Raw genomic sequence first — 23,405 nt, forward strand, 5'->3', positions numbered from 1 at the left:
GGGGAGGCGCGTTTCGCCTTCAAGGCCGTCAGCCCTCAACGCCGTCAGCCGAGGTCCCCGAAGATGGCAGCCAGGAGCACACCGGACGCGAGGAAGACCAGGGTCAGCGTCGCCATCGCGGCCTTCTGCTCCCGGGTCACCTCGGGGCGAGGCATGGTCATTTCAGTGCCGGGCGGGGCGGCCGCGGCCGTCGGTTCGCTGATCGGCTCGCCGCCTTCGCCCAGCACACGTACCGTTCCCATCCCGTGCTTCAGGTGGTTGCTCACCAGCCAGACATTGACGGGATAGGCCAACGCCAGACCGGCCAGGACGGCGAGGGAGAACGTCGCCCAGAAGCGCACCCCGGCGGCGTCGTGGGTGCCCGGCACATGGCTCCGGATGATGACGATCACGGCCACCATGGCGCCCATCACGCAGTTCATCGACAGCCACTCCGCGAACACCGTCGAACGGACGGCTCGCAGATAGCTGCCACCGAGCATGTCGCGCATGAAAAGGGCCTGGAAGACGAGCAGTCCGAAGCCGAAGCCCACGAGGTACTCGGTCAGGCTGTCGGCCCAGGCCGGAAGGCCGATCACCGAGGTGACGACGGCCGCCAGCACGATGCCTGTGGCGTCGCCCGCCACACAGTGGATGGTCGATCCGAAGGCCTGCTTCCACAGGGGCGCCACGAACTTCTCGTGGGTCCCCGGCCGAGGCTCCTTGCAGGAGAGCACATAGAGCGCGGCGCCGACCGGTCCGATGTAGAGGGTCACCAGGACCCAACCCCACTTCATGACCGTGAGTTCGGGGTTCTTGGTGAACGCGTCGAACGCGACGTAGACGGTGGACAGGGCGACCAGGAAGAACCAGATGTACATGAGGGTGTCAGCGGTGGTCCCGCTCATGCCGCCACTGGCCGCAAGCACGTCCACCGCGCCCTCCACCCCGCTCGCACACCTGATGTGGCATCGCTCTTCCGTGACACGTCATGATGCGGCAGGGCGCTGCCACCGGGCGGCCCGACGGACCTCACCGCGTCCTTCGGGGTGGCTGCTTTCACCCCGGTGGAGGCAGCACAGCGGGCAGCACAGCGGGAATCCGCGTACGGCTACTTCGTGCGCAGCATGAGGGCCTGGCGCGTGTTGTCCCCGTACACGCCGACCTCGTCACCGTGGATGCCGTACCGCTGCTGGAAGCGGGCGACAGCCTGGCGGACCTTGGTGTCGTACCGGCCGTTGATCGCGCCGCGGTCGTAGATCTGCGGGATCTGGAGCAGACGCACCTGCAACTCGTACACGCCATGGCCGCTGTCGCCCGGACGCAGCACCCCCGTGCCGGGGATCTCGGGCAGCGGGGCGGTGCTGCCGGGCTCCGGCTGGTCCGGTTGCCCCAGGGCTGCGGGTGGCGCCACCGTCGGTGCGCCGTGACCGTTGGTGAGGAGGGAGGAGGCAATGAGCACACCGCTTACGGCGCCCAGTCCGAAGACTCCGGCGACGCGGGCGTGCCGCGGGTCGATGGACCTCCGGTGCTTGCGGCCATGCTTGCGCGAGGCCGGGTGGACCGGGGGTGGGGGCATGGGCGCCGCGGGAGTCGGGGCGGCGGACGTGGCCGCGGGCGGACGGTGCCTTGCCGCGGATGAACCCGGGGAGTGAAGAACGGCGACGGCTCCCCGCGCCGGGGGTCCCCGTACTCCAGGGTGGACGGCTCCGCGGCCTGCTGTGGCGAAGGCGCCTGCGGACCCCCGCCGCGTGCCCACAACGGCTCCACCACGGAGGCTTCCACGGCCCCGGGCACGTGCCCGCGGAGGTCGCCGTCCTCGGTCGTTGTGCCGGGGTGCTGCTCCCGATCCAGCGCATGAAGGTCGGCGCGCGCGGCGTCCAGCGCCTCCAGAACCGCCCGGAAGGAAGCCCGGATGTCCTGCGCCGGGTCCTCCGCGGAGGCGAGGGCTCGCCGCGGCTCGGCGTCGTCGAATGCCATGGGCAGTCCTCCTCGGTCGACGTCTGTGGCATGCCACGTCGGACACCCGTCCTTGTGCAGCGATACGCAGGCCGGTCCCCCTTGTCTCAATCAGCCGCCGGGAGTTGAGGCCTTCGGGCCCTCGGCCACAGACGGTGTGGAGGTACAGCGCGAAGGGGATCACCGGATCAGATCGGTGGTCAGGACGATGACACCGCAGGCCAGGGGCCTCGGCGAGGCGGAGAGGAACGAATTCACCGCCGTCAACCGGGCTTTGGGGCTCTTCGTCACGCTGCGTGCCCCTACCGGGCGGCTTCACGGTCACTGTGAGCGGCTAGCGCGACGGGCGGCCGATCACCCGGCGGCTGGGGATGACGTCCGCGCGGGACGGTGGCCGTATCCCCTCGTCCTTAAGGTAGTTGCGCAGGCCATTGATCGACAAGGGGTGGGAGACGGCCCGGGTCGCGAGGACGGTACCGAGGCCTTTTCGTAACCGGTGTTTAACGCCAGACCCTTGCGCTCGGCCGCGTCGACCGCAAAGGTATCGCACCAAACCTTTGATTGAGGCGGGGAGCGGTACGTCGGATCCACCGGCGGCCACCAGAGCCCGAGGAGGCCCGTATGCCCACCGACAAGTCAGTGACGGAGCCGGAGCGCGAGAAGGCTCTGTCCGGAGACGCTCAACGCCTTCACGAACTCGGCTACGCCCAGGAACTGGCGCGTTCCATGTCGGCGTTCTCGAACTTCGCCATTTCGTTCACCATCATCTCCGTCCTCTCCGGCTGTCTCACGCTGTACGGCTTCGGCATGGTCACCGGCGGCCCGGCGATGATCACTTGGGGCTGGCCGCTGGTCGGCCTCATGACCCTCTTCGTGGGCCTGGCCATGGCCGAGGTCTGCTCCAGCTACCCGACGGCCGGCGGCCTGTACTACTGGGCGGCCAAACTCGCTCCGTCCCACGGCGCGGCCTGGTCCTGGTTCACCGGCTGGTTCAACTTCCTCGGCCAGGTGGCGGTGACCGCGGGCATCGACTTCGGCGCGGCCTTCTTCCTCAACGCACTGCTCGACCTGCAGTTCGGCTTCTCCGCCACGCCCGGGCACACCATCCTGATCTTCGGGATCGTGCTGGCCGTCCACGGCGCGCTGAACACCTTCGGCGTCAAGCTCGTCTCCTTCCTCGGCAACGTCAGCGTGTGGTGGCACATCCTCGGCGTGCTGATCATCGTCGGCGCGCTCGTGATCTTCCCCTCGAAGCACCAGTCGGCGGACTTCGTCTTCACTCACTTCGTCAACGGCACCGGCTGGGGCTCCAGCTTCTACGTCGGACTCCTCGGCCTGCTGCTCGCCCAGTACACCTTCACCGGCTACGACGCCTCCGCGCACATGACCGAGGAGACCCACAACGCGGCCGAGGCCGGACCGCGCGGCATCGTGATGTCGATCCTGGTCTCCCTCGTCGCCGGCTGGGTCCTCCTGCTCGGCATCACCTTCGCCATCCAGAGCTACGACGGCGCTCTGACCAGCTCGACCGGCGTCCCCCCGGCACAGATCTTCATCGACGCCCTCGGCGAGACCGGTGGCAAGCTCCTGCTGCTCATCGCGATCGGCGCCCAGTTCTTCTGCGGCATGTCCTCGGTCACCGCGAACTCCCGCATGATCTACGCCTTCTCCCGGGACGGCGCACTGCCCGGCTCGCAGGTGTGGCACCGCATCAACAAGCGGACCAAGACCCCCACCAACGCGGTCTGGCTGGCGGCGGGCGGCGCCTTCGTCCTCGGCCTGCCCTATCTGTGGAACGCCACCGCGTACGCGGCCGTCACCTCGATCGCTGTCATCGGCCTGTACATCGCCTATGTCATGCCCGTCTTCCTGCGGCTCCTCCAAGGCGACAACTTCGAGCGCGGGCCCTGGCACCTCGGCCGCTGGAGCCGGCCGGTCGGCATCGTCGCCGTCACCTGGACGCTGATCATCACCGTCCTGTTCATGCTGCCCACGGCCAGCCCCGTCACCGGTAAGAACTTCAACTACACCCCGATCGCCGTCCTCATCGTCCTCGGCTTCGCCGGAGTGTGGTGGCTGGTCTCCGCGCGCAACTGGTTCAAGGGCCCGAAGGTCCAGGGCACCGCCGAGGAGCTGGCGGCGATCGAGCACGAACTCGAGTTCTGAGCCGGTGCGGTAAACCATGTGACGTATCGCTCCGCCTGCCCCCGGTGACCGGGGGCAGGCCGCGTCCGCGGCGGCGAGGACGGCCGGCCTCGTCGTCGCGGACACCCCGGACGCCGGCGCATGTGCCGTTCATCGTCCGTCGTCGATCCGCTCGGCGAGGAGCATCGCCGTGTCGTCGGCCAGACAGCGCCCCGTGTGATCGAGCAGTCCCTGGTGGATGCGGTCCAGGAGTTCCGACGGGCCGCACGGGTGTGCCGCTTCCACGGCCTCGTGCAGGTCGAAGAACGTGTTGTCGGGGCTTCGGGCCTCGATCACGCCGTCGGTGTACAGCAGCAGACGATCACCGGGCACGAACGGAAAGCTCTCGACCGGCGGAGCGGAATCGCTCAGGAACTCCTCCATGCCCAGAGGTGGCAGCTCCGTGCTGGTCTTCAGGGCCTCGACCTCGCCGTTGCGCACCATCAGCGGTGGCGGATGGCCGCGATTCACCACCTGGACCTCGAAGCTGTCCGTCACCTCCGCCACGACGGCGGTGACGAAATCCTCGGCCCGATCCTTCGCATTGTCCTGACCAGCCGCCACAGGTGCGACGGACTCCCGCTCGATCGCCGCCGCGCAGTGGTTCACCACCTCCGCCAGATCGGCCTCGTAGTGCGCGGCCTCCCGGAACGCACCCAGCACGGCCGCGGCCAGCCGTACCGCGGGCAGACCTTTGCCACGGACATCACCCACGATCATCCGCACCCCGAACCGCGTCTGCGTGGCCTCGTACAGATCACCGCCGATCTGTGCCCCTGTCTCTGCCGCGAGGTACGTGCTGGCCATCCGCACCGGACCGAGCCGGTCCGGCACACCTCTCAGGAGGACTCGCTGTGCGGCCTCGGCGATCCGGCGAACCTGGATGAGCTCGATCTGCCTGCGCCTGCGCATGGCATTGCTCACGGCGACACTGGCCGCCGACACGACGAGCAGAGACGCGAGGTTGGTGTAGACCTGGCTGCCCCAGCTGTGATGGAGGGACGCCGTGACCAGGGTGACGGCGCAGGCGCCGGCCGCCACCGAGAGGATGCCCTTCGGGCCCCAGGTCAGCGAGGCGAGAGCCGGTGTCGCGGTGAGGATGGTGCCGGTCACCACGCTATGTACGGGCGAGAGCTCGATGACCAGCGCCAACGGGACGATCATGAACGGCGCCCAGCGTCCGAGCAGGTAGAGGAGCCGGCCATGACTGCCCGCATCCGATGGGTCGGACGAGCGGAAGTGCGACCGCATGAATACAGCCTGACGCAACGAAGTCGAGTGTTCCACTCGCCCACGGCGCCGAGCTCACGGCAGCAGTCGGCGTTCCTTCGCGGCCGCCACCGCACCCGCGCGCGTGTCGACACCGAGTTTGTCGTAGATGCGGCGCAGGTGGGTCTTGACCGTGGCCTCGCTGATGTACAGGGCGCGGGCGATGTCCCGGTTGCCGATGCCGCGGGCGAGCTGGGCCAGGATGTCGCGCTCGCGGTCGGTGAGGGTGGGCCGGGGCCGGCGCAGGTTGGCCATGACGCGGTCGGCGACCGGCGCGGACAGGGCGGTGCGTCCTTCGGCGGCCGCGTGGATCGCGGCGAAGAGCTCGTCGGGGCGCTCGGCCTTGAGCAGATAGCCCGTGGCGCCGGCCTCGATGGCGCGGGTGATGTCGGCGTCGGTGTCGTAGGTGGTCAGGACCAGGACGTGGAGGGTCGCACCGGGCTCGGAGGTGAGCCGACGGGTGGTCTCCACGCCGTCGATGCCCTCGCCCAGCTGCAGATCCATCAGCACCACGTCCGGGGTGAGCTTCGAGGCCAGCGCGAGTGCTTCCGCGCCGCTGCCGGCCTCACCTACGACCTCGATGCCCGGGGCGCTGTCCAGCAGGGCGAGCAGCCCGGCCCGTACGACGGCATGATCGTCGCAGACCAGGATGCGCACCGGAGCGCGGTCGGGGGTCATCGGGGCGCCTCCAGGGGGACGGCGGCGGACAGGATGGTGCCCTCGCCGGGTGTGGACTCGACGGTGAGGGTGCCACCGAGCGCGCGCAGCCGGGCCCGCATGGCGAGCAGACCATGGCCGCGTCCGTCGCCGGAGGAGTCGGGCAGCGCGTCGGGGTCGAAGCCGCGGCCGTCGTCGGAGACGTCCAGGACGACCTCGTCGTCGAGGAGGGTGAGGGTGAGCGCGGCACTGTCGGCGGTGGCGTGCTCGCGGACGTTGGCCAGTGCGCCCTGGGCGATGCGGAGCAGGGCGGACTGTACACGGTCCGGCAGCCGGGAGAGCCGGCCGTCGCCGTCGATGTGGACACGTACGGTGAGGTGCGCGCCGGACTCCCGCGCGGCCAGGGCACGCAGCGCCTGATCGAGGCCCCCGCCGCCGGCGAGGTCGGCCGGGGCCAGGTCGTGCACGAAGCGCCGGGCCTCGGCGAGGTTGTGCTCGGCGACGGACGCGGCGGTGCGTACATGGGCGCGGGCCTTGTCCGGTTCGGTGTCCCACACCCGCTCCGCGGCCTGGAGCAGCATCCGCTGGCTGGACAGGCCCTGGGCGAGCGTGTCGTGGATCTCCATGGAGAGCCGCTGGCGTTCGGTGAGGGTGCCTTCGCGGCGTTCCGATTCGGCGAGTTCCCGGCGGGTGCGGACCAGGTCGTCGATCAGGACGCGCTGGCGGGCGGTGTGCCGTTCCATCTGCAGGAAGACGGCGGTGGCCAGGGCGGCGACCGCGGGCGGCGCGAACACCAGGTTCGGGTCGAAGCGCCCGGCGAGCTGCACCTGCGCGGCGACGACGAACGCCGTCAGGACCGCCACGAGAACGAGGGCGGCGCGGGACGGCAGCAGGCGCAGGCCGGTGTAGAAGAGCGGCACGGCGCACCAGGCGAAGCTGGGCGCGAGCACGACCAGCACCATCCACACCACCACGACCAGCGCCAGCCACAGCCACGCCGAGCGCCGCCGTGCCGGCCGGGGGCCCATGCCACCCGTCCGGGGACCCAGCAGATGCAGTACGGCGAGCACGACGGACAGCGCGATGATCCACGGGGTGCGCGGCTCGCCGGGATGGCGCAGGAGGAAGCGGGTGAGGGCTCCGCAGAGCAGGAGGAAGAACGCCGTGTGCATCACGACGGCGAGCCACCGGCTGTCGACGGCGCTCGATTCGTACGGCCGCTTCCGCATCCGGCGTCTGCCTCCCTTCACGCTTGTGTCCCTGTGCCCCAGCGGCCCGCCGAGCGGGGCTGAACTTGGCAAACACGTCCATTGTGACGCTGAGCGTGAGCCGGGTGGTCAACCGATCGGACGACCCCGGTGTCGTCCGTCGCGCGGCGCCGAGGCAGCCGGAACGTCGACCGTACGGGCCCGAACCGGAGGCGAGGGTGGAGAGCGAACGAAGCGGGCGGCAACCGGGCCGCCCGCCGCCCACCCGAGGAGTCGACCGACCGATGAAGGCCATGAACCCCGTGTCCAAGAAGTTCCCGCTCCGTGCCCGCGTCGCCACCGGCGGTGCCGTGCTCGTCGCCGTCGCCGCGTCGGCCTTCGGCGCGGTGTCCGCGAACGCCTCCGCGTCCGGCACGACGGACGCCGCCTCCGCCTCGGCCTCCGTGCCGGCCCGGGTCACCACGACCTCCACCCATCTGACGATCGACGCCGCCACCAAGGCCGCGCAGGCCGCGCTCGACGCCGCCGAGAAGGAGAACCAGCGGGTCACGGTCGCCGTCGTGGACCGCAACGGCAACACGATCGTCACCCTGCGCGGTGACGGCGCCGGACCGCAGTCCTACGAATCCGCCGAGCGCAAGGCGTTCACCGCGGTCTCCTGGAACGCCCCCACCTCCCAGCTGGCCGACCGCCTTCAGCAGACCCCCAACCTGAAGGACATCCCCGGCACCCTGTTCCTGGCGGGCGGTGTCCCCGTCACCGACGGCAACGCACCGATCGCCGGAATCGGCGTCGCGGGTGCTCCGTCCGGCGCGCTGGACGAGAAGTTCGCGCAGGCGGGGGCGAACGCGGTGGCCCGCCGCTAGGGCCTGTCCGGAGTGGGACCACTCCCTGGCGCGGGACTACGGCTGGGCCGCGGGCCTCGTGAGGTCGGCCGCCATCTGCTGGGCCCAGCGGCGACGGGCACGCCGCACATCGTCCCCCACGGCTCCCGGCCCAAAAAGACACTCCTTGTAGACCGGAGCCAGGTCGGCCGGGTCGTCCAGGGCGGTCATCGTGTCACTGATCGCCTGACGTAGTTCCACGTTCGAGTACAGCGACGTGTGGTCGAGGCTGCTCAGGTACAGCGCGGCGGCATGCGCCGAGTCCGGGTCGGAGTGTTGGCCGTGGGGGGTCATGCAGTCCCTCCTCATGCTGGAGGATGCGCGAACGAACATTGACGTACCGCAGGTGGGGGCCGTGTCCCGTACCGCGCACAGTGTCATAGTCCGGTGGTTGTGGCTAGGTTCTTGGTGGATTGTGTTCATCCTGTGCACGGGCTGTTCGCCCGGCCTGTGGCTCATGTCACGCGCGGCCCCGCGAACTCATCGCGCCTCTCCTGCCACTCACCCACAGAAAGCGGCGCCCGGGTCGACCCCCCGGGGCCGGGCACTGGAGGGGTGACACCATGGCACGGGCAACGGCTCTCATTCGCCGGCACGGTCGCAGGACGCGGTCCACGCGTCCTCGGCTCGTCGTTCTGGCAGCTGCCTGTGCGGCGTTCCTCTCGGGCTGCGCCGGCGGGACCGACTTGACCGGGGCGAGGCCCCAGCAGGGCACCAGGCCTCCCTCCGCGGCCCCCGAACCCTCGACGGCGACCTGCCTCGACCGGATCGGCTCGCACATGACGCCCGTCCAGAAGGTCGGCCAGTTGTTCGTGGCGGGCGTGCGTGTCAGGCCGGGCAGCGAAGGGACCATGGCGGCGAGCCTGGCCGCCCTGGGCAACCACCATGTCGGCTCGGTGATCCTCATGGGACCGAGTGGCGCCGGCGCGTCGGCGATCAAGGCCGTGACGGAGCGTGTGGGTCTGCTCGGCCAGACCGTCGGAGAGAGCCGCGTCGCCCCCCTGGTCTCGACCGACCAGGAAGGCGGCCAGGTGCAGCCGCTGCGCGGGCCCGGCTTCACCGACATCCCGCCTGCTCTGGCCCAGGGCGGCTGGAGTGAGCAGCGGCTGCGTCGGCAGGCGGCACAATGGGCGGCCGAACTGCACGGAGCGGGCATCAACCTAGACCTGGCCCCGGTCGCCGATGTCGTCTCCTCGGGCATGGGACGGGCCAATGGCCCCATAGGTCGCTACGACCGTCAGTTCGGCTACACCGCGGAAGCCGTTTCCGGTCACAGTGCCGCGTTCATCGAGGGATTCCGGCAGGCGGGCGTGCTGACAACGCTCAAGCACTTCCCCGGACTGGGCGGTGTTCGCGGCAACACAGACACGACTGCGCAGGTCACGGATAACGTCGTGGGCCGCGATTCCCGTGACCTCACCGTCTATCGACAGGGCATGGCGGCCGGCGCCCGGTTCGTCATGGTGTCCCTGGCGACGTACACCCGTATCGATCCGGCGCGTCAGGCGGTCTTCTCGCCCGTCGTCATCGAGGACGCGTTGCGCAAGGACCTCGGATTCGACGGGGTCGTCATCTCGGACGACCTGGGGAACGCGGCCGCGGTGCAGTCCATGCCTCCGGCCCAGCGCGCTCTGGCCTTCCTCCGCGCCGGCGGGGACCTCGTACTGACCGTGAATGCCGAACACATCCCCGCGATGACAGCCGCGGTCCTGAACGCCGAACGCGATCAGCCGGCACTCCGGGCGCGCGTCGAGGCGAGCGTACGGCGGATCCTGGCGGCCAAAAAGGCAACCGGCCTCATTCACTGCGCGGACTGAACCCGCTGCCCATGGTGATCTCGCGGGCGACTTCCGACCGCCTTGCCCTTGCGTGAGAACCATCGTTCTCACTAGGGTGTCGAAAGTGGAGAACGTGCGTTCTCGTCGAGATCCTGACCATGAGCGCCTGACCGAAGGAAATGACATGACACACGCACCGCGCCCTCCGTTCCCGCCCTTCACCCGTGAGTCCGCGGTGGAGAAGGTCCGGCTCGCGGAGGACGGCTGGAACTCCCGCGACCCGGAAAAGGTCGCCCTCGCCTACACCGTGGACTCTCGGTGGCGAAACCGCGCCGAGTTCCCCACGGGCCACGACGAGATCGTCTCCTTCCTCACCCGGAAGTGGACCAGGGAGCTCGACTACCGGCTCATCAAGGAGCTCTGGGCCCACGACGGCAGCCGCATCGCGGTGCGGTTCGCCTACGAGTACCACGACGACTCGGGCAACTGGTTTCGCGCCTACGGCAACGAGAACTGGGAATTCGGTGATGACGGGCTGATGCATCACCGCTACGCCTCCATCAACGAACTGCCCATCAAGGAGTCGGAGCGCTTGTTCCACTGGCCCCTGGGGCGGCGGCCCGACGGTCACCCGGGTTTGAGTGACCTGGGTCTGTAGAGTCTCGTCGCCGAGGTCGGTCGGCGGTGCGGGTCGAAAACGATGGTTCCCCCGGAGGAGGTGGCTGAAGTGGAACGCGAAGAGGCCGAGAAGCGAGTTCTCGACGCGGCCGAGGAGTTGTTCTACGGCCAGGGCATCCGGGCTGTGGGGATGGACGCGATACGCTCCGCCTCCGCCGTCCCGCTGAAGCGTCTCTACCAGCTCTTCCCCTCCAAGGACTCTCTGATCGAGGCCTATCTGCGACGGCGGGACGCGCGCTGGCTCAGCGAGTTGGCCCAGTATGTGGAGACCGTCGAATCGCCGACCCAGCGCCTCCTGGCGGTGTTCGACTGGCTGTACCGCTGGTTCAGCGAGCCGGGCTTCCGTGGCTGCGGATTCATCAACTCCTTCGGGGAGATGGGCGCGACGTCCCCCGCCGTGGCCGACATCGCGAAGGCTCACAAGCAGGCGTTCCGGGACTACGTCGCCGACTTGGTGGCCGCGGCACAAGCGCCCAACTGGCTTGCCGACCAACTCGTTCTGCTCGCCGAGGGCGCGATGACCACGGCGGCCATCCATGGTTCCCCCGAGCCTGCCCGCCAGGCCAAGGACGCCGCGCGCACCTTGCTGCAGACCTCTCGTGCGGGGACCGACACCCCTGCCTGACGCGCGTGGTCGGTCGGCCCGCCTCCATCGGGCCGCACCCGTTCAGTCCTGGTCGGCGAGCCGCAGAAGAGTCGTGGCGAGGACGTCGACCCCGTGGGCGCACGCCTCGGGCGTGGAGTATTCGCGAGGGTTGTGGCTGATGCCGTCGTACTCGCCCCGCACGAAGATCATGGCGGTGGGACAGAGAGCGGCGATCTCCTGGGCGTCGTGGCCGGCCCCCGAGAGCAGAGAGATGTGCGGCAGGCCGTGGTCGTCGGCGGCCTGGGCGATGACCTTCTGCACCTCGTCGTCGAAGGGGACATGGGAGATCTTGGCCATCCGCCGGGTGGTCAGGGACAGACCCGGCCGGCTTCCCTCCAAGTCGTGCAGGAACGCGGCCAAGTCCCCCTCGGCACGGGCCATCTGGGCGTCATCGGGGTTGCGCAGGTCGACGGTCAGCTCCGCGCGGGCCGGGACGATGTTGGTCAGGTCCGGGTGGACGGTCAGATGGCCGACGGTGGCGCGCAGGTCGCCGTACGAGCCCGAGTCGACCATGGCCCGCAGGTGGACGATGATCTGCGCGGCAGCAAGACCGGCGTCGGCCCGCAGACGGGTGGGGGTGGTGCCGGCGTGCGCGGCGCGGCCGTGGATGGTGATCTCCTGCCAGGAGATGCCCTGCACACCGGTGACGACACCGACAGGGACATCGTGCTCGGCGAGTACCGGGCCCTGCTCGATGTGGCACTCCACATAGGCGTGCGGCGGGGCGAGGCGCACGTCGGCCGGGCCGTCGAACCCGGTGCGGGCCAGTTCGCCGCCGAGTGTGTGGCCGTCGCGGTCGGTCAGGGCATGGGCGTACGCCAGGGTCAGGCGGCCGGCGGCCACGGCGCTGCCGAGCATGTCGGTGCCGAAGCGAACGCCCTCTTCCTCGGTGAAGATTCCGACCTCGATGGGGCGGCGGGTGCTGATACCGCGCTCGTTCAGGGTCCGTACGACCTCGATGCCGCCCAGGACGCCGAGACAGCCGTCGAAGGCACCGGCGGTGGCCACGCTGTCGATGTGCGAGCCGGTCAGGACGGGGGCCGCGTCGGGATCGGTGCCTTCACGACGGCCGTAGATGTTGCCCATCCGGTCGACGCGGACCGTCAGGCCCGCCTGCTCCATCCAGGCGATGACCTGGCGGCGGCCGGCGGTGTCGGCGTCGGTGAGGGCCAGACGGTCGACGCCGCGCAGCCCGGTGCGTTCGTCGTCGTAGGCCCCGATCTCGGCGAGGTCCATCAGGGACTGCCACAGACGCTCGCCGTTGACGGTGATGCTGTCGGGGGTGGTCTCGGGGGCGGGGCCAGTCATGGTCGGTCTCCCATCAGTCGTACGGGGGGCAGCAGGCATACGGGGTGGGCAGCGCCGTATCAGTGCGTGGCGGTTACCGATCGACGGCGGAGTGCGGGTTGGCGTCCGTGCCCTCGGTGCTGAGCAGTACGACGACCGAGGCCGGGCCCAGCCCCAGTGCCGCACGGCGCTCTTCGGCGTCCTTTCCGGTGAGCGCCGCGCGGACACCGGCGAGAGCGGCGGCACCGCACGGGCCCGAGGAGACACCGAGTTCCGCGAGGTCTGCGGCCGCGCGGGCGCTCGCGGCATCGGTGACGGCGACCGCGGCGTCGAGCCCGCCGTGCAGACAGGGCCAGGCGATGCTGGACGGGGTGCCGCAGTTCAGCCCGGCCATGGCGGTGTGACCGGTGATGACACTGACGGGCTCACCGCGCTTGAGACTATCGATGACGCATGCCGCGGCCTCCGGTTCGACGGAGAGCAGCGCCGGAGCCGGAGCCGGTGCGCAGGGACGGCTGCGGTAGTGGGTGACCACGGCCTGGGCCAGGGACCCGACGCCCACCGGGACGGCGACGAGCCCCGGTGCCGTGGCTCCCGCGGCAGCGAGCTGCTCGTCCATCTCGACGCAGAGGGTGGAGTAGCCCTCGACGATCCAGCCCGGGATCGTCTCATAGCCCGGCCAGGCGGTGTCCTGGATCAGGACCGCGTCCGCAGCGGCTTCGGCCGCGTCGGCCGCCTGCCGTACGGCGTCGTCGTACGACCCGGGAACGCGGGTGATGTCCGCCCCCTCGGATTCGATGGCGGCGACGGCCGCCGGATGGACGCCCCGGGGAACGAATATGTGCGCGTGCCGGCCGAGCAGACGCGCCGACCGCGCCACCGCCCGGCCGTGGTTGCCGTCGGTGGCGCTGATCAGGGTGGCGGGCGCCGTGCTCGGATGGCGGGCCGCCTGCTCCGCCAGCGCACGGTGTATCGCCCAGGAAGCGCCCAGTGCCTTGAAGGCCGGCAGGCCCAGGCGGGACGACTCGTCCTTGACGAAAACCCGGCCGACCGCCAACTCGGCGGCCAGGGAGGGGAGTTCTCTCAGTGGGGTGGGGGCATAGCCGGGCAGGGCGGCGTGGAAGTCCCGTACCTCGGCAGGCGCGGGTGCGCAGGTCCAGGACCGGGCGGCGGGCCGGGCGAACCAGGGCAGCGCCCTCGTGGAAGAAGTGTTCTCAAGCACGCCCTCAGCCTGCGGCCGTCCCGCATCATCGGTCCAGCGAATGTTTCCGACTTATATTCATCAGTGGGACCGAAGAATCAAGCCCTCCGAGCGAAGCGAGCGAGCTGCCGATGTTCGACCTGCACCGACTGCGCCTGCTGCGCGAACTCAAGCACCGCGGCACCCTTGCCGCCGTCGCCGCAGCCCTGTCGTACAGCCCGTCCTCCGTTTCCCAGCAGCTCTCTCAGCTGGAGGCGGAGGCCGGTGTCCCGCTGCTGGAGCCAGTGGGCCGGCGGGTACGGCTGACCGAGCAGGCCGAGATCCTGGTCTCGCACACCGAGGCCGTGCTGGAGCGGCTGGAGCGCGCCGAGGCGGACATCGCCACCTCGCTGACCGATCTGACCGGCATGCTGCGCATCGCCTCGTTCCAGACAGCTGCCCTCACCTTGGTGCCACCTGCGCTGAGCCTGCTGCGCGACCAGCACCCGGGCCTGCGGGTGCATGTCACACAGATGCCTCCGGAAGTGGCCCTGTCCGCGCTCCAGGCCCGCGACTTCGACCTGGTCGTGGCCGAGGAGTACCCGGGCAATCCCAACCCCCGGCCGTCGGGCGTAGAGCAGGAGGATCTGCTGGATGACCCCCTTCACCTCACCCTGCCCGAAATGCCGTCAAAGGACACGGGCGGCCCCACCGCGTCGCTGCGCGCGCTCGCCGATCGGCCCTGGGCCATGGAGCCCGAGGGCACGGCCGCCCGCCACTGGGCCATGACCCTGTGCCGCAACGCCGGTTTCGAGCCCGATGTGCGCTTCGAGACCACCGACCTCCTGCTCCAGCTCCGCCTGGTCGAACAGGGCCATGCCGTCGCCCTGCTGCCCGACCTCGTGTGGAACGGGCAGTCGCCGACGCTCACCCTCCGGACACTGCCGCGCGGCCAACGCACCCGCCGCATCTTCACCGCCGTACGCCAGGGCCGTAGCCGACACCCCGCCGTCATCGCCGCCCGTCGTGCCCTCCAGCACGCGGTGACGGAACTGACGGTCCGGACCCGCGTCTGAACGGCGCGGACAAGGCTCGCAGGCCTCGCGAGTATTCGGAATTTCCGACGACTCATGCTCGGAAACCTTCGCTGGACCGATGCGATACGCCTGGTGCACGGTGCTCACATCACGGATCCGCCGTCGAGACCCCGCTCCCTGCCGCGCCCTCCCCGGGCGCGGCAACGCGCCGGAAGGCCCCCCATGCTGACCCAACCACCCGCAAACCCAACGGCTTCCGAGCTCCTGGCCCGCGACCCCGTTCGTCTCCTGGCCCGGCTGACCGCCCTCGACTCCGTCAACCCCGACCTCGTACCCGGCGGGGCCGGCGAGAGTGCCGTCGCCGACTTCTGCGGCGCATGGTTTGCCGCCCAGGGGTTCGAGGTGCATCGCCTGGAAGAACGTCCGGGGCGGCCCTCGCTCGTCGCCATCGCCCGCGGTGTCGGAGGCGGCCGGTCACTCATGCTCAACGGCCACCTCGACACGGTCGGCCTCGCCGGTTACGACGGCGATCCCCTCGGCCCGGAGATCCGGGACGGCAAGATGTTCGGCCGCGGTACCTTCGACATGAAGAGCGGTGTCGCCGCCATGATGGTCGCCGCCGCACGCGCCACCGCCGAGGGTGCACTGCGCGGCGATGTCATCGTCGCCTGCGTCGCCGACGAGGAGCACGCCAGCTCGGGCACCGAGGAGGTGCTGGCGTCCTTCACCGCCGACGCGGCGATCGTCACCGAGCCGAGCCATCTCGAACTCACCTTGTCCCACAAGGGCTTTGTCTGGTTCGACGTGGAGGTCGTGGGTCGCGCCGCCCATGGCTCACGCCCCGAACTGGGCATCGACGCCATCGCCAAGTCGGGCCACTTCCTGGTCGCGCTGGAGGAGTTGGGCCGACGCGTCGCGCTGGGCCCGGCCCACCCCCTACTGGGGAGGGGCACCCTGCACGCCTCCGTGATCCGTGGCGGCGAGGAGCCGTCCACTTACCCGGCGCACTGCCGCATCACCCTCGAACGCCGCACGGTGCCCGGCGAGAGCGCCGACAGCGTCGAACGTGAGCTGACCGCCGTACTCGACCAACTCGTCGCCACGGTCCCGGACTTCCGGTACCGGCTGACCCGCGGGCTGTACCGGGAGCCCTTCGAGGCCGATCCCCAGGCGCCGATCGTCCGCACCCTGGCCCGCCACGCCGAAAAGTCGCTCGGGCACCCGCCCGTGGTGCGTGCCGAGCCCTTCTGGACCGACTGCGCCCTCCTCGCCCGCGCGGGCATCCCCTGCCTGCTCTTCGGCGTCGACGGCGCGGGCGCCCACGCGGCCACCGAGTACGTCGAGCTGGCCTCGCTGGAGCGCCTGACCGACATTCTCACCGACACCATCGCGGAATTCTGTTCCTGAGCCCGCACGGAGTCCCCCGGGGCGCGCGGAAGACATCTGTCAGTCCGTGGGCAGTGCCTGTTCCGCCCAGATGGTCTTGCCCTCGCGGGTGTAGCGCGTTCCCCACCGCAGGACGAGCTGGGCAACGATGAACAGTCCGCGCCCGCCTTCGTCGTCGTCCGCGCTGTGGCGCAGATGGGGCGCGGTGTGGCCGGCGTCCGCGACCTCGCACACGAGGGTGCGGTCACGGATGAGCCGTAGATGCAGTGGGCCTTCGGCGTATCTGATGGCGTTCGTGACCAGCTCGCTGACGATCAGCTCGGTGGAGAACACGAGTTCCTCAAGTCCCCAGTCGGTCAGCCGGCCGGCGACCAGTTCCCTCGCGCGGCCGGCGGCCACCGGCTCAGCGGGCAGATTCCAGACGGCGACGCTGCGGCTGTCGAGCTCACGGGTGCGGACCAGCAGGAGGGCCGTGTCATCGGTGGTCGTGCTGTCGGGGAGAAGTTCGGTGATGACACGGTCGCAGAGGTCCTCCAGAGAACCCGAGTTCTCGCTGAGGACCTTCCCGAGGGTCTCCAGCCCCATGTCGATGTCCCGGTTGCGCAACTCGACCAGTCCATCGGTGAACAGGGCCAGCAGACTGCCGGCCGGCAGTTCGATCTCCAGGGACTCGAAGGGAAGCCCGCCGAGGCCCAGGGGCGGACCGGCCGGCAGGTCCGGGAAGCTGACACGTCCGTCGGGTTCCACGACCGCGGGCGGCAGATGGCCCGCGCGAGCCATGGTGCAGCGTCGCGACACGGGATCGTACACCGCGTAGAGGCAGGTGGCCCCGGCCGCGACATCGTCGTCGGGGGCCGCTCCGAGGGGGTCCGTGCCGGCCTCCGCCGACTGCCCCACGATGTCGTCCAGCCGCTTCAGGAGCTCGTCGGGGGGAATGTCCATGGGGGCGAGGGCACGTACGGTCGTACGCAGCCGCCCCATGGTGGCCGCCGCGTGGAGGCCATGACCCACCACGTCTCCGACCACCAGCCCGACGCGTGCTCCGGAGAGCGGGATGACGTCGAACCAGTCGCCGCCGACGCCGCTCAGCGCGTCCGTCGGCAGATAGCGGTGGGCCACCTCGACCGCCGAGTTGGGCGGCAGGTACTGCGGCAGGAGCTGGCGCTGAAGCGCGAGCGCCGCGGTGCGTTCGCGGGTGTAGCGGCGGGCGTTGTCGATGGACACCGCGGCCCGGGCGGCCAGCTCGTCCGCCACCGAGACGGCCGGCTTGTCGAAGATCCCCGACCCGCTGTGGCGTACGAAGGTGACGAGGCCGAGGGAGCTGCCGCCCGCGCGCAGCGGCACGACCAGCGTGTCGTCATCGAGGACGAGCCCGCCCGAGGCGAGACTGCGGTGCTGGGGCGAGCCGTCCGCGTACACCACCGGGTGCGGCTTGCGACTCGGTGATCCCGTGGAGCCCGCCGCGTCCGCCGTGTGCTCGGGGGAGGCCGAGCGGTAGGAGGCGCGGATCAGCTCGCTGCCCGCCGGACCCCCGATGTCCGGCAGCTCGCCGCTCAGCACGGCCGGAGCGAGGTCCACTTCGACGAGGTCGGCGAACTCGGGGACCGCCACCGCGGCCAGCTCGTCCGTCGTGGCGATCACGTCCAGCGTGGTACCGACGCGACGGCCGGCCTCCACCAGCAGATTGAGCTGGCGCTGTGCCTCGTGGCGGTCGGAGATGTCGAACGCGTCCTCGCACACCCCCAGCACCTGGCCGTTCTGGTCCTGCAGCCGGTAGTAAGAACAGGACCAGAGATGTTCCCTCCCGGGTGCGCTGGGCTGCTGTCCGCGGAAGTGCAGGTCGATGATCGGCTCTCCGGTGTCCAGCACCCTGCGCATGACCGCGTCCAGGGTCTCCGGGTAGCCCGGTGTCACGAACCTGCCACCGGGGTACAGCTCGCCGGCCGGCCTGCCCCGGGCCTCCGCGCTCGGCAGGCCGAGCTCCATCTCGGAGGCGGCGTTGCACCAGACGAGGCGGAGCCGGGTGTCGTAGATGGCGAAGCCCAGCGGTGACTGGGTGGCCAGTCCGTCCAGCAGGGCCAGCCGGGACTCCCAATCGCCGAGCCGGCCGCAGTCGGCCGCCACCACGACCCGCTGTGCGGGTCCGGCGCCGGACAGCTCACAGTGCCTGGTGACGAGTTGCAGACGGTGCCCGTCGCGGTGGACGGCGACCTGCACGTCGCGCTGCGGCAAGGCCAGGACCGGAACGCCGGCGGGGTGCTCCGCCGACGAGGGCTCGCACGCGGACGGCGGTCCGGTCCCGGTTCCGGCTGCGGACACCAGGAACGTGCTCATGGGGCGCCCGACGATCTCGGACGGCGCATATCCGAGGAGCTCCTGCGCCGCAGGGCTCCAGCCGATCACGATGTCCTGGCTGTCGACCACGAATGTGGCGGCCATTGTCACGTCCAGCGGGCCGCGGAAATCGGCGTCCCTGGCCGCCTTTCCTGCATAGCTCATGACGCCCTCACCGGCCTGCCTCATCAGGTCCAGAGTCCGCCTGATGCTGACGCCGCGCAAGCGACGGATCACCGGCGCGCCGGGGCGGCCAGGGGTGCGGGGGCTACGGGGGCTGCGGGGTTGCAGGGTCAGCCGGCTTCGACTGCCGTCTTGATCCGTCGGGCGAACGCGTCGGCGTCCTTACGGGCCGCGCCGACAGCGATTCCTTCGAGCAGCTTGCCGACGCCGTGGCCCTCCAGGACGTTGTAGACCCTCAGCTGGGTGTGCCCGTCGGGGAGCGGTGTGAGGTCGTAGCCGCCTTCCGCACCCGTGATCAGGTTTTTCGAGGTCTCTTCCCAGCGGATCCGTGTAGGCGGGGAGTATGTGGTGATCCGGAACTCGCGCCGGGTCTTCATGCCGGCGTCCTTGACCACGCTCCGGTAGACCGTGCCGACGGATGTCGGCCCACCCGTGGTCTTCTTGATCGCCATCACGCGGGGGCTGAACTTCGGGTCGTTCTCGCCATCCGCGAGAAATTCAAACACTTGCTCGATGGGGCGGTCGATCTCGACCTCTGCCTCGAACTGCCCAGACATGGTGCTCCCTGTTCGATCTCGTGGTTCTCACAGGTCCCTACGCAGGAGTATCCGCCGCACGGGGGTGGGCTGCCCGCCGAGTGCCGGAAGGAGCGCTATCCGGCTGCGTCCGGCCCGGTGAGCATGATCCACCGGGAGACGACGAAGGTCACCGGAATCGCCGCCGTGGACGCGAGGAGCGGAGCGAACCGGCTTCCGGCGTGCAGGACGCCGACGATCACATACACACCCGCCGTGGTGATCAGGAAATTGGCCGCGTTCGTCAGGGGAAACATCAGGAATTTCCGCCAGGTCGGCCGAGTCCGGTAAGTGAAGCGTGCATTCAGGAAGAAGGACCCGGTCATGCTGAGCAGGAATGCAAGGACATGGGCACCGAGATAAGGCAGGGGATCGAGGAAGAGCAGGTAAAGGCCGTAGTACGTGGCCGTGTTGATCACGCCGACCGCGGCGAAGGTGAGTATCTGCCTCGGCACGGCGCGCGGCGTCGCGATGCTCATCAGGGAATGAGGTCCTTCGCTCGTTCCACGTTGGTCGCCTTCACCAGGAAGTGCGGCCGCCCCTTGACCTCGTAGTAGATCCGGCCCGTGTACTCCCCGATGACCCCGAGCATGATCATCTGGACGCCCGCCAAGGCCGTGACGGCGGTGATGATCGTGACATAGCCGGGTGTCTCCACACCGTTGACGAGCGCCGCGCCCACGATCCACGCGGTGTACAGCCCCGCACACAACAGAAGTCCCATACCCAGATAGAGGGCGGCGCGCAGCGGTCGGTTGTTGAAGGACAGCAGTCCGTCGAGTCCGTAGTTGAGCAGACCGCGGAAGGTCCATGAGCTGCGCCCGTGTTCACGCGCGGCGTTCTCGTACTCGAAGGTGGTGCTGGGGAACCCCACCCACGCGAACAGGCCCTTGGAGAACCGGTTGTACTCGGTGAGGGCCAGGACCGCGTCCACCACGCGACGCGACAGCAGCCGGAAGTCCCCTACGCCGTCCATGAGTTCCACGTCGACGAGACGGTTGATGAGCCGGTAGTACAGGCGGGCGGTGACGGTACGGGCGATCGGGTCGCCGTTCCTGGTGCGCCGCGCGATGACCTGGTCGTAGCCCTGTTCCCGCAGATCCACCATGCGTTTGATCAGTTCCGGCGGATGCTGGAGGTCCGAGTCCATGACGACCACGGAGTCTCCCGAGGCGTGCCGCAGACCGGCGAGGAGCGCCGCCTCCTTGCCGAAGTTGCGGCTGAAGGAGACGTACCGCACGCGCGAGTCGCGGTCGGCGAGCCGCTTCAGGACGGTGAGGGTACGGTCGCGGCTGCCGTCGTCGACGTACACGAACTCCATGTCGTGGCCGAGCGGCAGCAGCTCCTCCGCGACCTTCTGGACCTCGTCGTGGAAGCGTTCTATGACGTCTTCTTCGTTGTAGCAGGGTGCGACGATCGAGATGAGCATGGTTCTCCCCCTGGGTCACGGTCTCGGAGCGCCGGTCACGCGCTCGTGAGGTCGAAAGGTCGTGTGGTCGTCGGTGGCGCCGCGGCACGCCGTCGGCGGACGGCGGCGAGGGCACCCAGGAGCGTCAGGGTCGCCAGCGAGGCACCTCCGACCGCCGCGCCCAGCCGCAGGCCGGGCGGGTGGAACGTACAGGTGAGGCTGGTCGAGGAGCCGTCGAGGGGTACGGCGATGAGGCCGTAGTACTCCCGGGCGGGTACGGCGGCCGCGTCGCCCGTGGCGCAGCGCCAGCCGGCGATCCGGGGAGCCGCCACCACCGCGGTTCCCTTGCTCCCCGCGGGGAGTCGGGCCCGGATGGTGCCGTCGGAGACGGTCACCTCGGTGGCGCCGGTGGTCCTGAGCCGTTCGACGGCGGTGCGCAGCCGGGCGGTGTCCAGGCAGCCGACCGCGCCGTCCGGGACGAGGCTCGTCCGGTCGGGGGAGAGGTCGATCCGCAGCCGTCCGGAAGCGGGCACCGTGCCGAGCCGCTGCATGGCGGCGATCTTGGTGACCGGGTGGTCCGACCGGAACCGCCCGGTCAGGCCGTGGGCCGAGTCACCGGCGAGCCGCGCGGAGCCCGAGAAGTACGGTGCCCACAGGTACACCTCGTTGCCGGCCGGACAGTGCGCCGTGATCGTCGGCTGCCGAGCGGCGGTCCCGGCGGTCCCGGCCTTCCCCGCGGGCAGGGCGCCGAGGCGCAGGCCCGGTCGTGCGTCGTCGCTGCGGTCCGGTGTCTTCCCGGCGCTGGTGCGCACGGTGAGGCGGGGCACGGTGTAGACCCGGCTGCCGAGCAGCAACTCCTGGTTGCGGTACGGCGACGAGCCGAAGGCGGCGACGTCCGTGCGGCCGTGAGCGCCGGGCGGTCGCACCGTGACCAGCGGCGGCACCTGCTGCCGGGACACGGTCGTGCGGCTGCCGTCCTGCGGGAACCAGTTCTGGTGCGGGTCCGGCGGGGAGTGCACCCGCGCGCCGACGGAGAAGATCGCGTCCGTGACGGCGTTGTCCAGGCTCTGCAGGTTGCGGCCGCGCGAGGTCCAGCCGTCCCCCAGGGCGGTGAGGGTGCGGCTGAGGACGTCGGAGGTGAGGCTGCTGTAGTACTGGGCGCCCTGGCCGCCCACCTCCAGCGGGTCGTTGCCGACGGTCTGCTCCCGCCCCGGTTCGGTGCGGTACCGGGGCCAGCCGTCGGCGCCGGCGATCGCATCGGCCTGCCGCTGCTGGCGTGCGCCCCAGGGGGCGTAGTCGTCCATGTGCGCGAGCCGCAGCCGGGTGGCCACGGCGGAGGTGGCGGCGGCCTCGCCGAACTGCCCGCCGAGGAGCAGGGCCACCGCGAGCGTGGCGAGGACGGTGCGGCGCCCGCCGTCCGTGCGGCCCAGCAGGGCCAGTCCGGTGAGCGCGGCCAGGGCGGCGAGCAGCGTGAGCGGCAACGTGAAGGCACGGCGCGTCAGTTCGCTCGCGCTCGCCGCGGCCGTGATCAGCGCGAGCAGTCCCGCTGCCGCTGCCAGCGCGCGCCGGTCGGGCGGGCCGTACGAGAGCGCGGTCCACGCGGCGATCACCAGCAGTCCGCACAGCACGAAGGCCTGGCGGTACGCGCTGCCCTGAGGGGTGGCGAAGGCGTGCCAGACCAGATGCGTCGGCCCCCACTGCATCGACAGCGTCACCGCCGCCACCAGCAGCGTCCACCCCGTGCGCACCCGTCCCGGAACCGCTCGGTGGAAGGGCAGGGCGAGAGCGAGCAGCAGCGCCGTGGTGCCGACGTACACGGCCGGGCTGCTGAAGCTGTACGTCGTCGGCAGCAGGCGCGCCAGCAGGTCCTCGGTCGGCACCGGCACGAACTGCCTGACCCTGCCGGGATATGCGTGCCTGGTCCCGAAGTACACGACCGTCACCAGGGGCGCGGCCAGACCGACGCCGAGTGCCACGGTCAGGCCTGCCCGGCCGGCTGCCGCGAACCGCCGCCGGCGGGGGAGACCGGAGAGCCACAGCCGGAGCAGCAGCACCAGACCGGCGCCGAGGGTGGCCATGTACGCGGTGTAGAAGTTGGCGATCCAGGCGACCGCCACGACCAGCACCCCGAGGACCGGCCGCCGTCCGCTCAGCGCCCACTCGCCCACCAGGCACAGCAGCGGCAGGGCGATGAGTCCGTCGAGCCACATGGGGTTGTACGCGCCCATCGCCACGCTCCAGCCGCACAGGGCGTAGGAGGCGCCGAGCAGTCCCGCCGCCCACCAGCGGCCGGGGCGAAGGGCGAGCAGCAGCCAGGCCATGGCCGCGCCGGCGGACGCCGTCTTCAGCACGGTGATCGCGTAGACCGCGAGGTCGATCTCGTCCCTCGGGAACACCGCGACGAGCAGGGCGAACGGGCTGGTGAGGTACGTACCCACGTCGGGCAGGAAGCTGGAGCCGAATCCCGACTGCCAGTTGACGAGGAGACCGCCGTCGGCCCTCCCGTGCAGCAGGTCCCACAGGTGCGCGTGGAACGGCACGTACTGGTTGCCCAGGTCGTTGACGTCACGGGTGCGGGGCCCGAAGGGATAGCTGCGCGCGACGGCGTCGGAGGCACACGACACGAGGACGGTGACGGCCGCCGCGAGCAGGGCCGCGGCCTGTCCCGGTCCTACCGCCGGACGCGGCAGCCGGGGCCATGGATGGCGCTCGTGCGCATGGCCGTTCGGCGGATCTGCGGGCGGCGCGGATGTGGCCTCCGGCGCCGGGCGGG

At 70.4% G+C, this 23,405-nt stretch carries 20 protein-coding genes; 7 read left to right on the plus strand and 13 right to left on the minus strand.

The annotated features are described in order from the left end of the window. Positions 1–44: 44 nt before the first annotated feature. Positions 45–887 carry a DUF4396 domain-containing protein gene (locus AB0I54_RS29495; protein WP_363299223.1) on the minus strand — a complete coding sequence of 281 codons (843 nt, stop codon included), beginning with the start codon at positions 885–887 and terminating at the stop codon, positions 45–47. 203 nt (positions 888–1,090) lie between these two features. Next, a complete protein-coding gene (locus tag AB0I54_RS29500) occupies positions 1,091–1,558 on the minus strand; it encodes a peptidoglycan-binding domain-containing protein (protein ID WP_363299224.1) in 468 nt (155 codons plus the stop codon). Positions 1,559–2,559: 1,001 nt separating this feature from the next. On the opposite strand from AB0I54_RS29500, the gene AB0I54_RS29505 reads away from it, so the two are divergent. Further along, positions 2,560–4,104 carry an amino acid permease gene (locus AB0I54_RS29505; protein ID WP_363299225.1) on the plus strand — a complete coding sequence of 515 codons (1,545 nt, stop codon included), beginning with the start codon at positions 2,560–2,562 and terminating at the stop codon, positions 4,102–4,104. A gap of 129 nt (positions 4,105–4,233) precedes the next feature. Here the strand turns inward: AB0I54_RS29505 and AB0I54_RS29510 are convergent, their stop codons facing one another. The 3 genes from AB0I54_RS29510 to AB0I54_RS29520 are packed head-to-tail and all read right to left on the minus strand — an operon-like array spanning position 4,234 to position 7,277. Beyond that, positions 4,234–5,373 carry a PP2C family protein-serine/threonine phosphatase gene (locus tag AB0I54_RS29510; protein WP_363299226.1) on the minus strand — a complete coding sequence of 380 codons (1,140 nt, stop codon included), beginning with the start codon at positions 5,371–5,373 and terminating at the stop codon, positions 4,234–4,236. A gap of 54 nt (positions 5,374–5,427) precedes the next feature. Further along, a complete protein-coding gene (locus AB0I54_RS29515) occupies positions 5,428–6,069 on the minus strand; it encodes a response regulator transcription factor (protein WP_363299227.1) in 642 nt (213 codons plus the stop codon). Continuing rightward, complete coding sequence (locus tag AB0I54_RS29520) at positions 6,066–7,277, minus strand: sensor histidine kinase (protein WP_363299228.1); 1,212 nt, start codon at positions 7,275–7,277, stop codon at positions 6,066–6,068. The genes AB0I54_RS29515 and AB0I54_RS29520 overlap by 4 nt, the downstream gene beginning before the upstream one ends. Before the next feature lie 263 nt (positions 7,278–7,540). On the opposite strand from AB0I54_RS29520, the gene AB0I54_RS29525 reads away from it, so the two are divergent. After that, on the plus strand, positions 7,541–8,122 hold the full coding sequence (locus tag AB0I54_RS29525) for a heme-binding protein (protein WP_363299229.1): 582 nt from the start codon (positions 7,541–7,543) through the stop codon (positions 8,120–8,122). Positions 8,123–8,158: 36 nt separating this feature from the next. On the opposite strand, the gene AB0I54_RS29530 is transcribed toward AB0I54_RS29525, so the two are convergent. After that, positions 8,159–8,434: a hypothetical protein gene (locus tag AB0I54_RS29530; protein WP_363299230.1), complete on the minus strand. Its 276-nt coding sequence runs from the start codon at positions 8,432–8,434 to the stop codon at positions 8,159–8,161. 392 nt (positions 8,435–8,826) lie between these two features. Between AB0I54_RS29530 and AB0I54_RS29535 the strand changes: the two genes are divergently transcribed. From AB0I54_RS29535 to AB0I54_RS29545, 3 genes are all read left to right on the plus strand, one after another. Beyond that, a complete protein-coding gene (locus tag AB0I54_RS29535; protein WP_363299231.1) occupies positions 8,827–9,957 on the plus strand; it encodes a glycoside hydrolase family 3 N-terminal domain-containing protein in 1,131 nt (376 codons plus the stop codon). Between the two features lie 145 nt (positions 9,958–10,102). After that, on the plus strand, positions 10,103–10,576 hold the full coding sequence (locus tag AB0I54_RS29540; RefSeq protein ID WP_363299232.1) for a nuclear transport factor 2 family protein: 474 nt from the start codon (positions 10,103–10,105) through the stop codon (positions 10,574–10,576). Positions 10,577–10,618: 42 nt separating this feature from the next. Then, complete coding sequence (locus AB0I54_RS29545) at positions 10,619–11,221, plus strand: TetR/AcrR family transcriptional regulator (protein ID WP_363299233.1); 603 nt, start codon at positions 10,619–10,621, stop codon at positions 11,219–11,221. Positions 11,222–11,263: 42 nt separating this feature from the next. Here the strand turns inward: AB0I54_RS29545 and AB0I54_RS29550 are convergent, their stop codons facing one another. Then, a complete protein-coding gene (locus AB0I54_RS29550; RefSeq protein ID WP_363299234.1) occupies positions 11,264–12,550 on the minus strand; it encodes a Zn-dependent hydrolase in 1,287 nt (428 codons plus the stop codon). Between the two features lie 73 nt (positions 12,551–12,623). Beyond that, positions 12,624–13,751: a diaminopropionate ammonia-lyase gene (locus tag AB0I54_RS29555; protein ID WP_363299235.1), complete on the minus strand. Its 1,128-nt coding sequence runs from the start codon at positions 13,749–13,751 to the stop codon at positions 12,624–12,626. A gap of 110 nt (positions 13,752–13,861) precedes the next feature. Here AB0I54_RS29555 and AB0I54_RS29560 point away from each other — a divergent pair, with 110 nt between their 5' ends. Next, positions 13,862–14,785, plus strand: a complete 924-nt coding sequence (locus AB0I54_RS29560; protein WP_363299236.1) for a LysR family transcriptional regulator — start codon at positions 13,862–13,864, stop codon at positions 14,783–14,785. Between the two features lie 183 nt (positions 14,786–14,968). Then, positions 14,969–16,153, plus strand: coding sequence for a M20/M25/M40 family metallo-hydrolase (locus AB0I54_RS29565; RefSeq protein ID WP_363299237.1), 1,185 nt, complete (start codon positions 14,969–14,971; stop codon positions 16,151–16,153). Positions 16,154–16,192: 39 nt separating this feature from the next. On the opposite strand, the gene AB0I54_RS29570 is transcribed toward AB0I54_RS29565, so the two are convergent. The 5 genes from AB0I54_RS29570 to AB0I54_RS29590 form a co-directional block, all read right to left on the minus strand. Then, positions 16,193–18,631: a SpoIIE family protein phosphatase gene (locus AB0I54_RS29570; protein WP_363299238.1), complete on the minus strand. Its 2,439-nt coding sequence runs from the start codon at positions 18,629–18,631 to the stop codon at positions 16,193–16,195. A 128-nt stretch (positions 18,632–18,759) separates the two neighbouring features. Continuing rightward, positions 18,760–19,206, minus strand: coding sequence for an SRPBCC family protein (locus tag AB0I54_RS29575; protein WP_363299239.1), 447 nt, complete (start codon positions 19,204–19,206; stop codon positions 18,760–18,762). A 95-nt stretch (positions 19,207–19,301) separates the two neighbouring features. Then, the gene (locus tag AB0I54_RS29580) at positions 19,302–19,703 is read right to left on the minus strand and encodes a GtrA family protein (protein WP_363299240.1); all 402 of its coding nucleotides are present in this window, start codon (positions 19,701–19,703) and stop codon (positions 19,302–19,304) included. Continuing rightward, on the minus strand, positions 19,703–20,653 hold the full coding sequence (locus AB0I54_RS29585; RefSeq protein WP_363299241.1) for a glycosyltransferase family 2 protein: 951 nt from the start codon (positions 20,651–20,653) through the stop codon (positions 19,703–19,705). The genes AB0I54_RS29580 and AB0I54_RS29585 overlap by 1 nt, the downstream gene beginning before the upstream one ends. A 35-nt stretch (positions 20,654–20,688) precedes the next feature. Beyond that, complete coding sequence (locus AB0I54_RS29590) at positions 20,689–23,322, minus strand: YfhO family protein (RefSeq protein ID WP_363299336.1); 2,634 nt, start codon at positions 23,320–23,322, stop codon at positions 20,689–20,691. Positions 23,323–23,405: the final 83 nt, after the last annotated feature.

The organism is Streptomyces sp. NPDC050625 (genome assembly GCF_040654755.1).
In the GTDB taxonomy this organism is placed as follows: Bacteria; Actinomycetota; Actinomycetes; order Streptomycetales; family Streptomycetaceae; genus Streptomyces.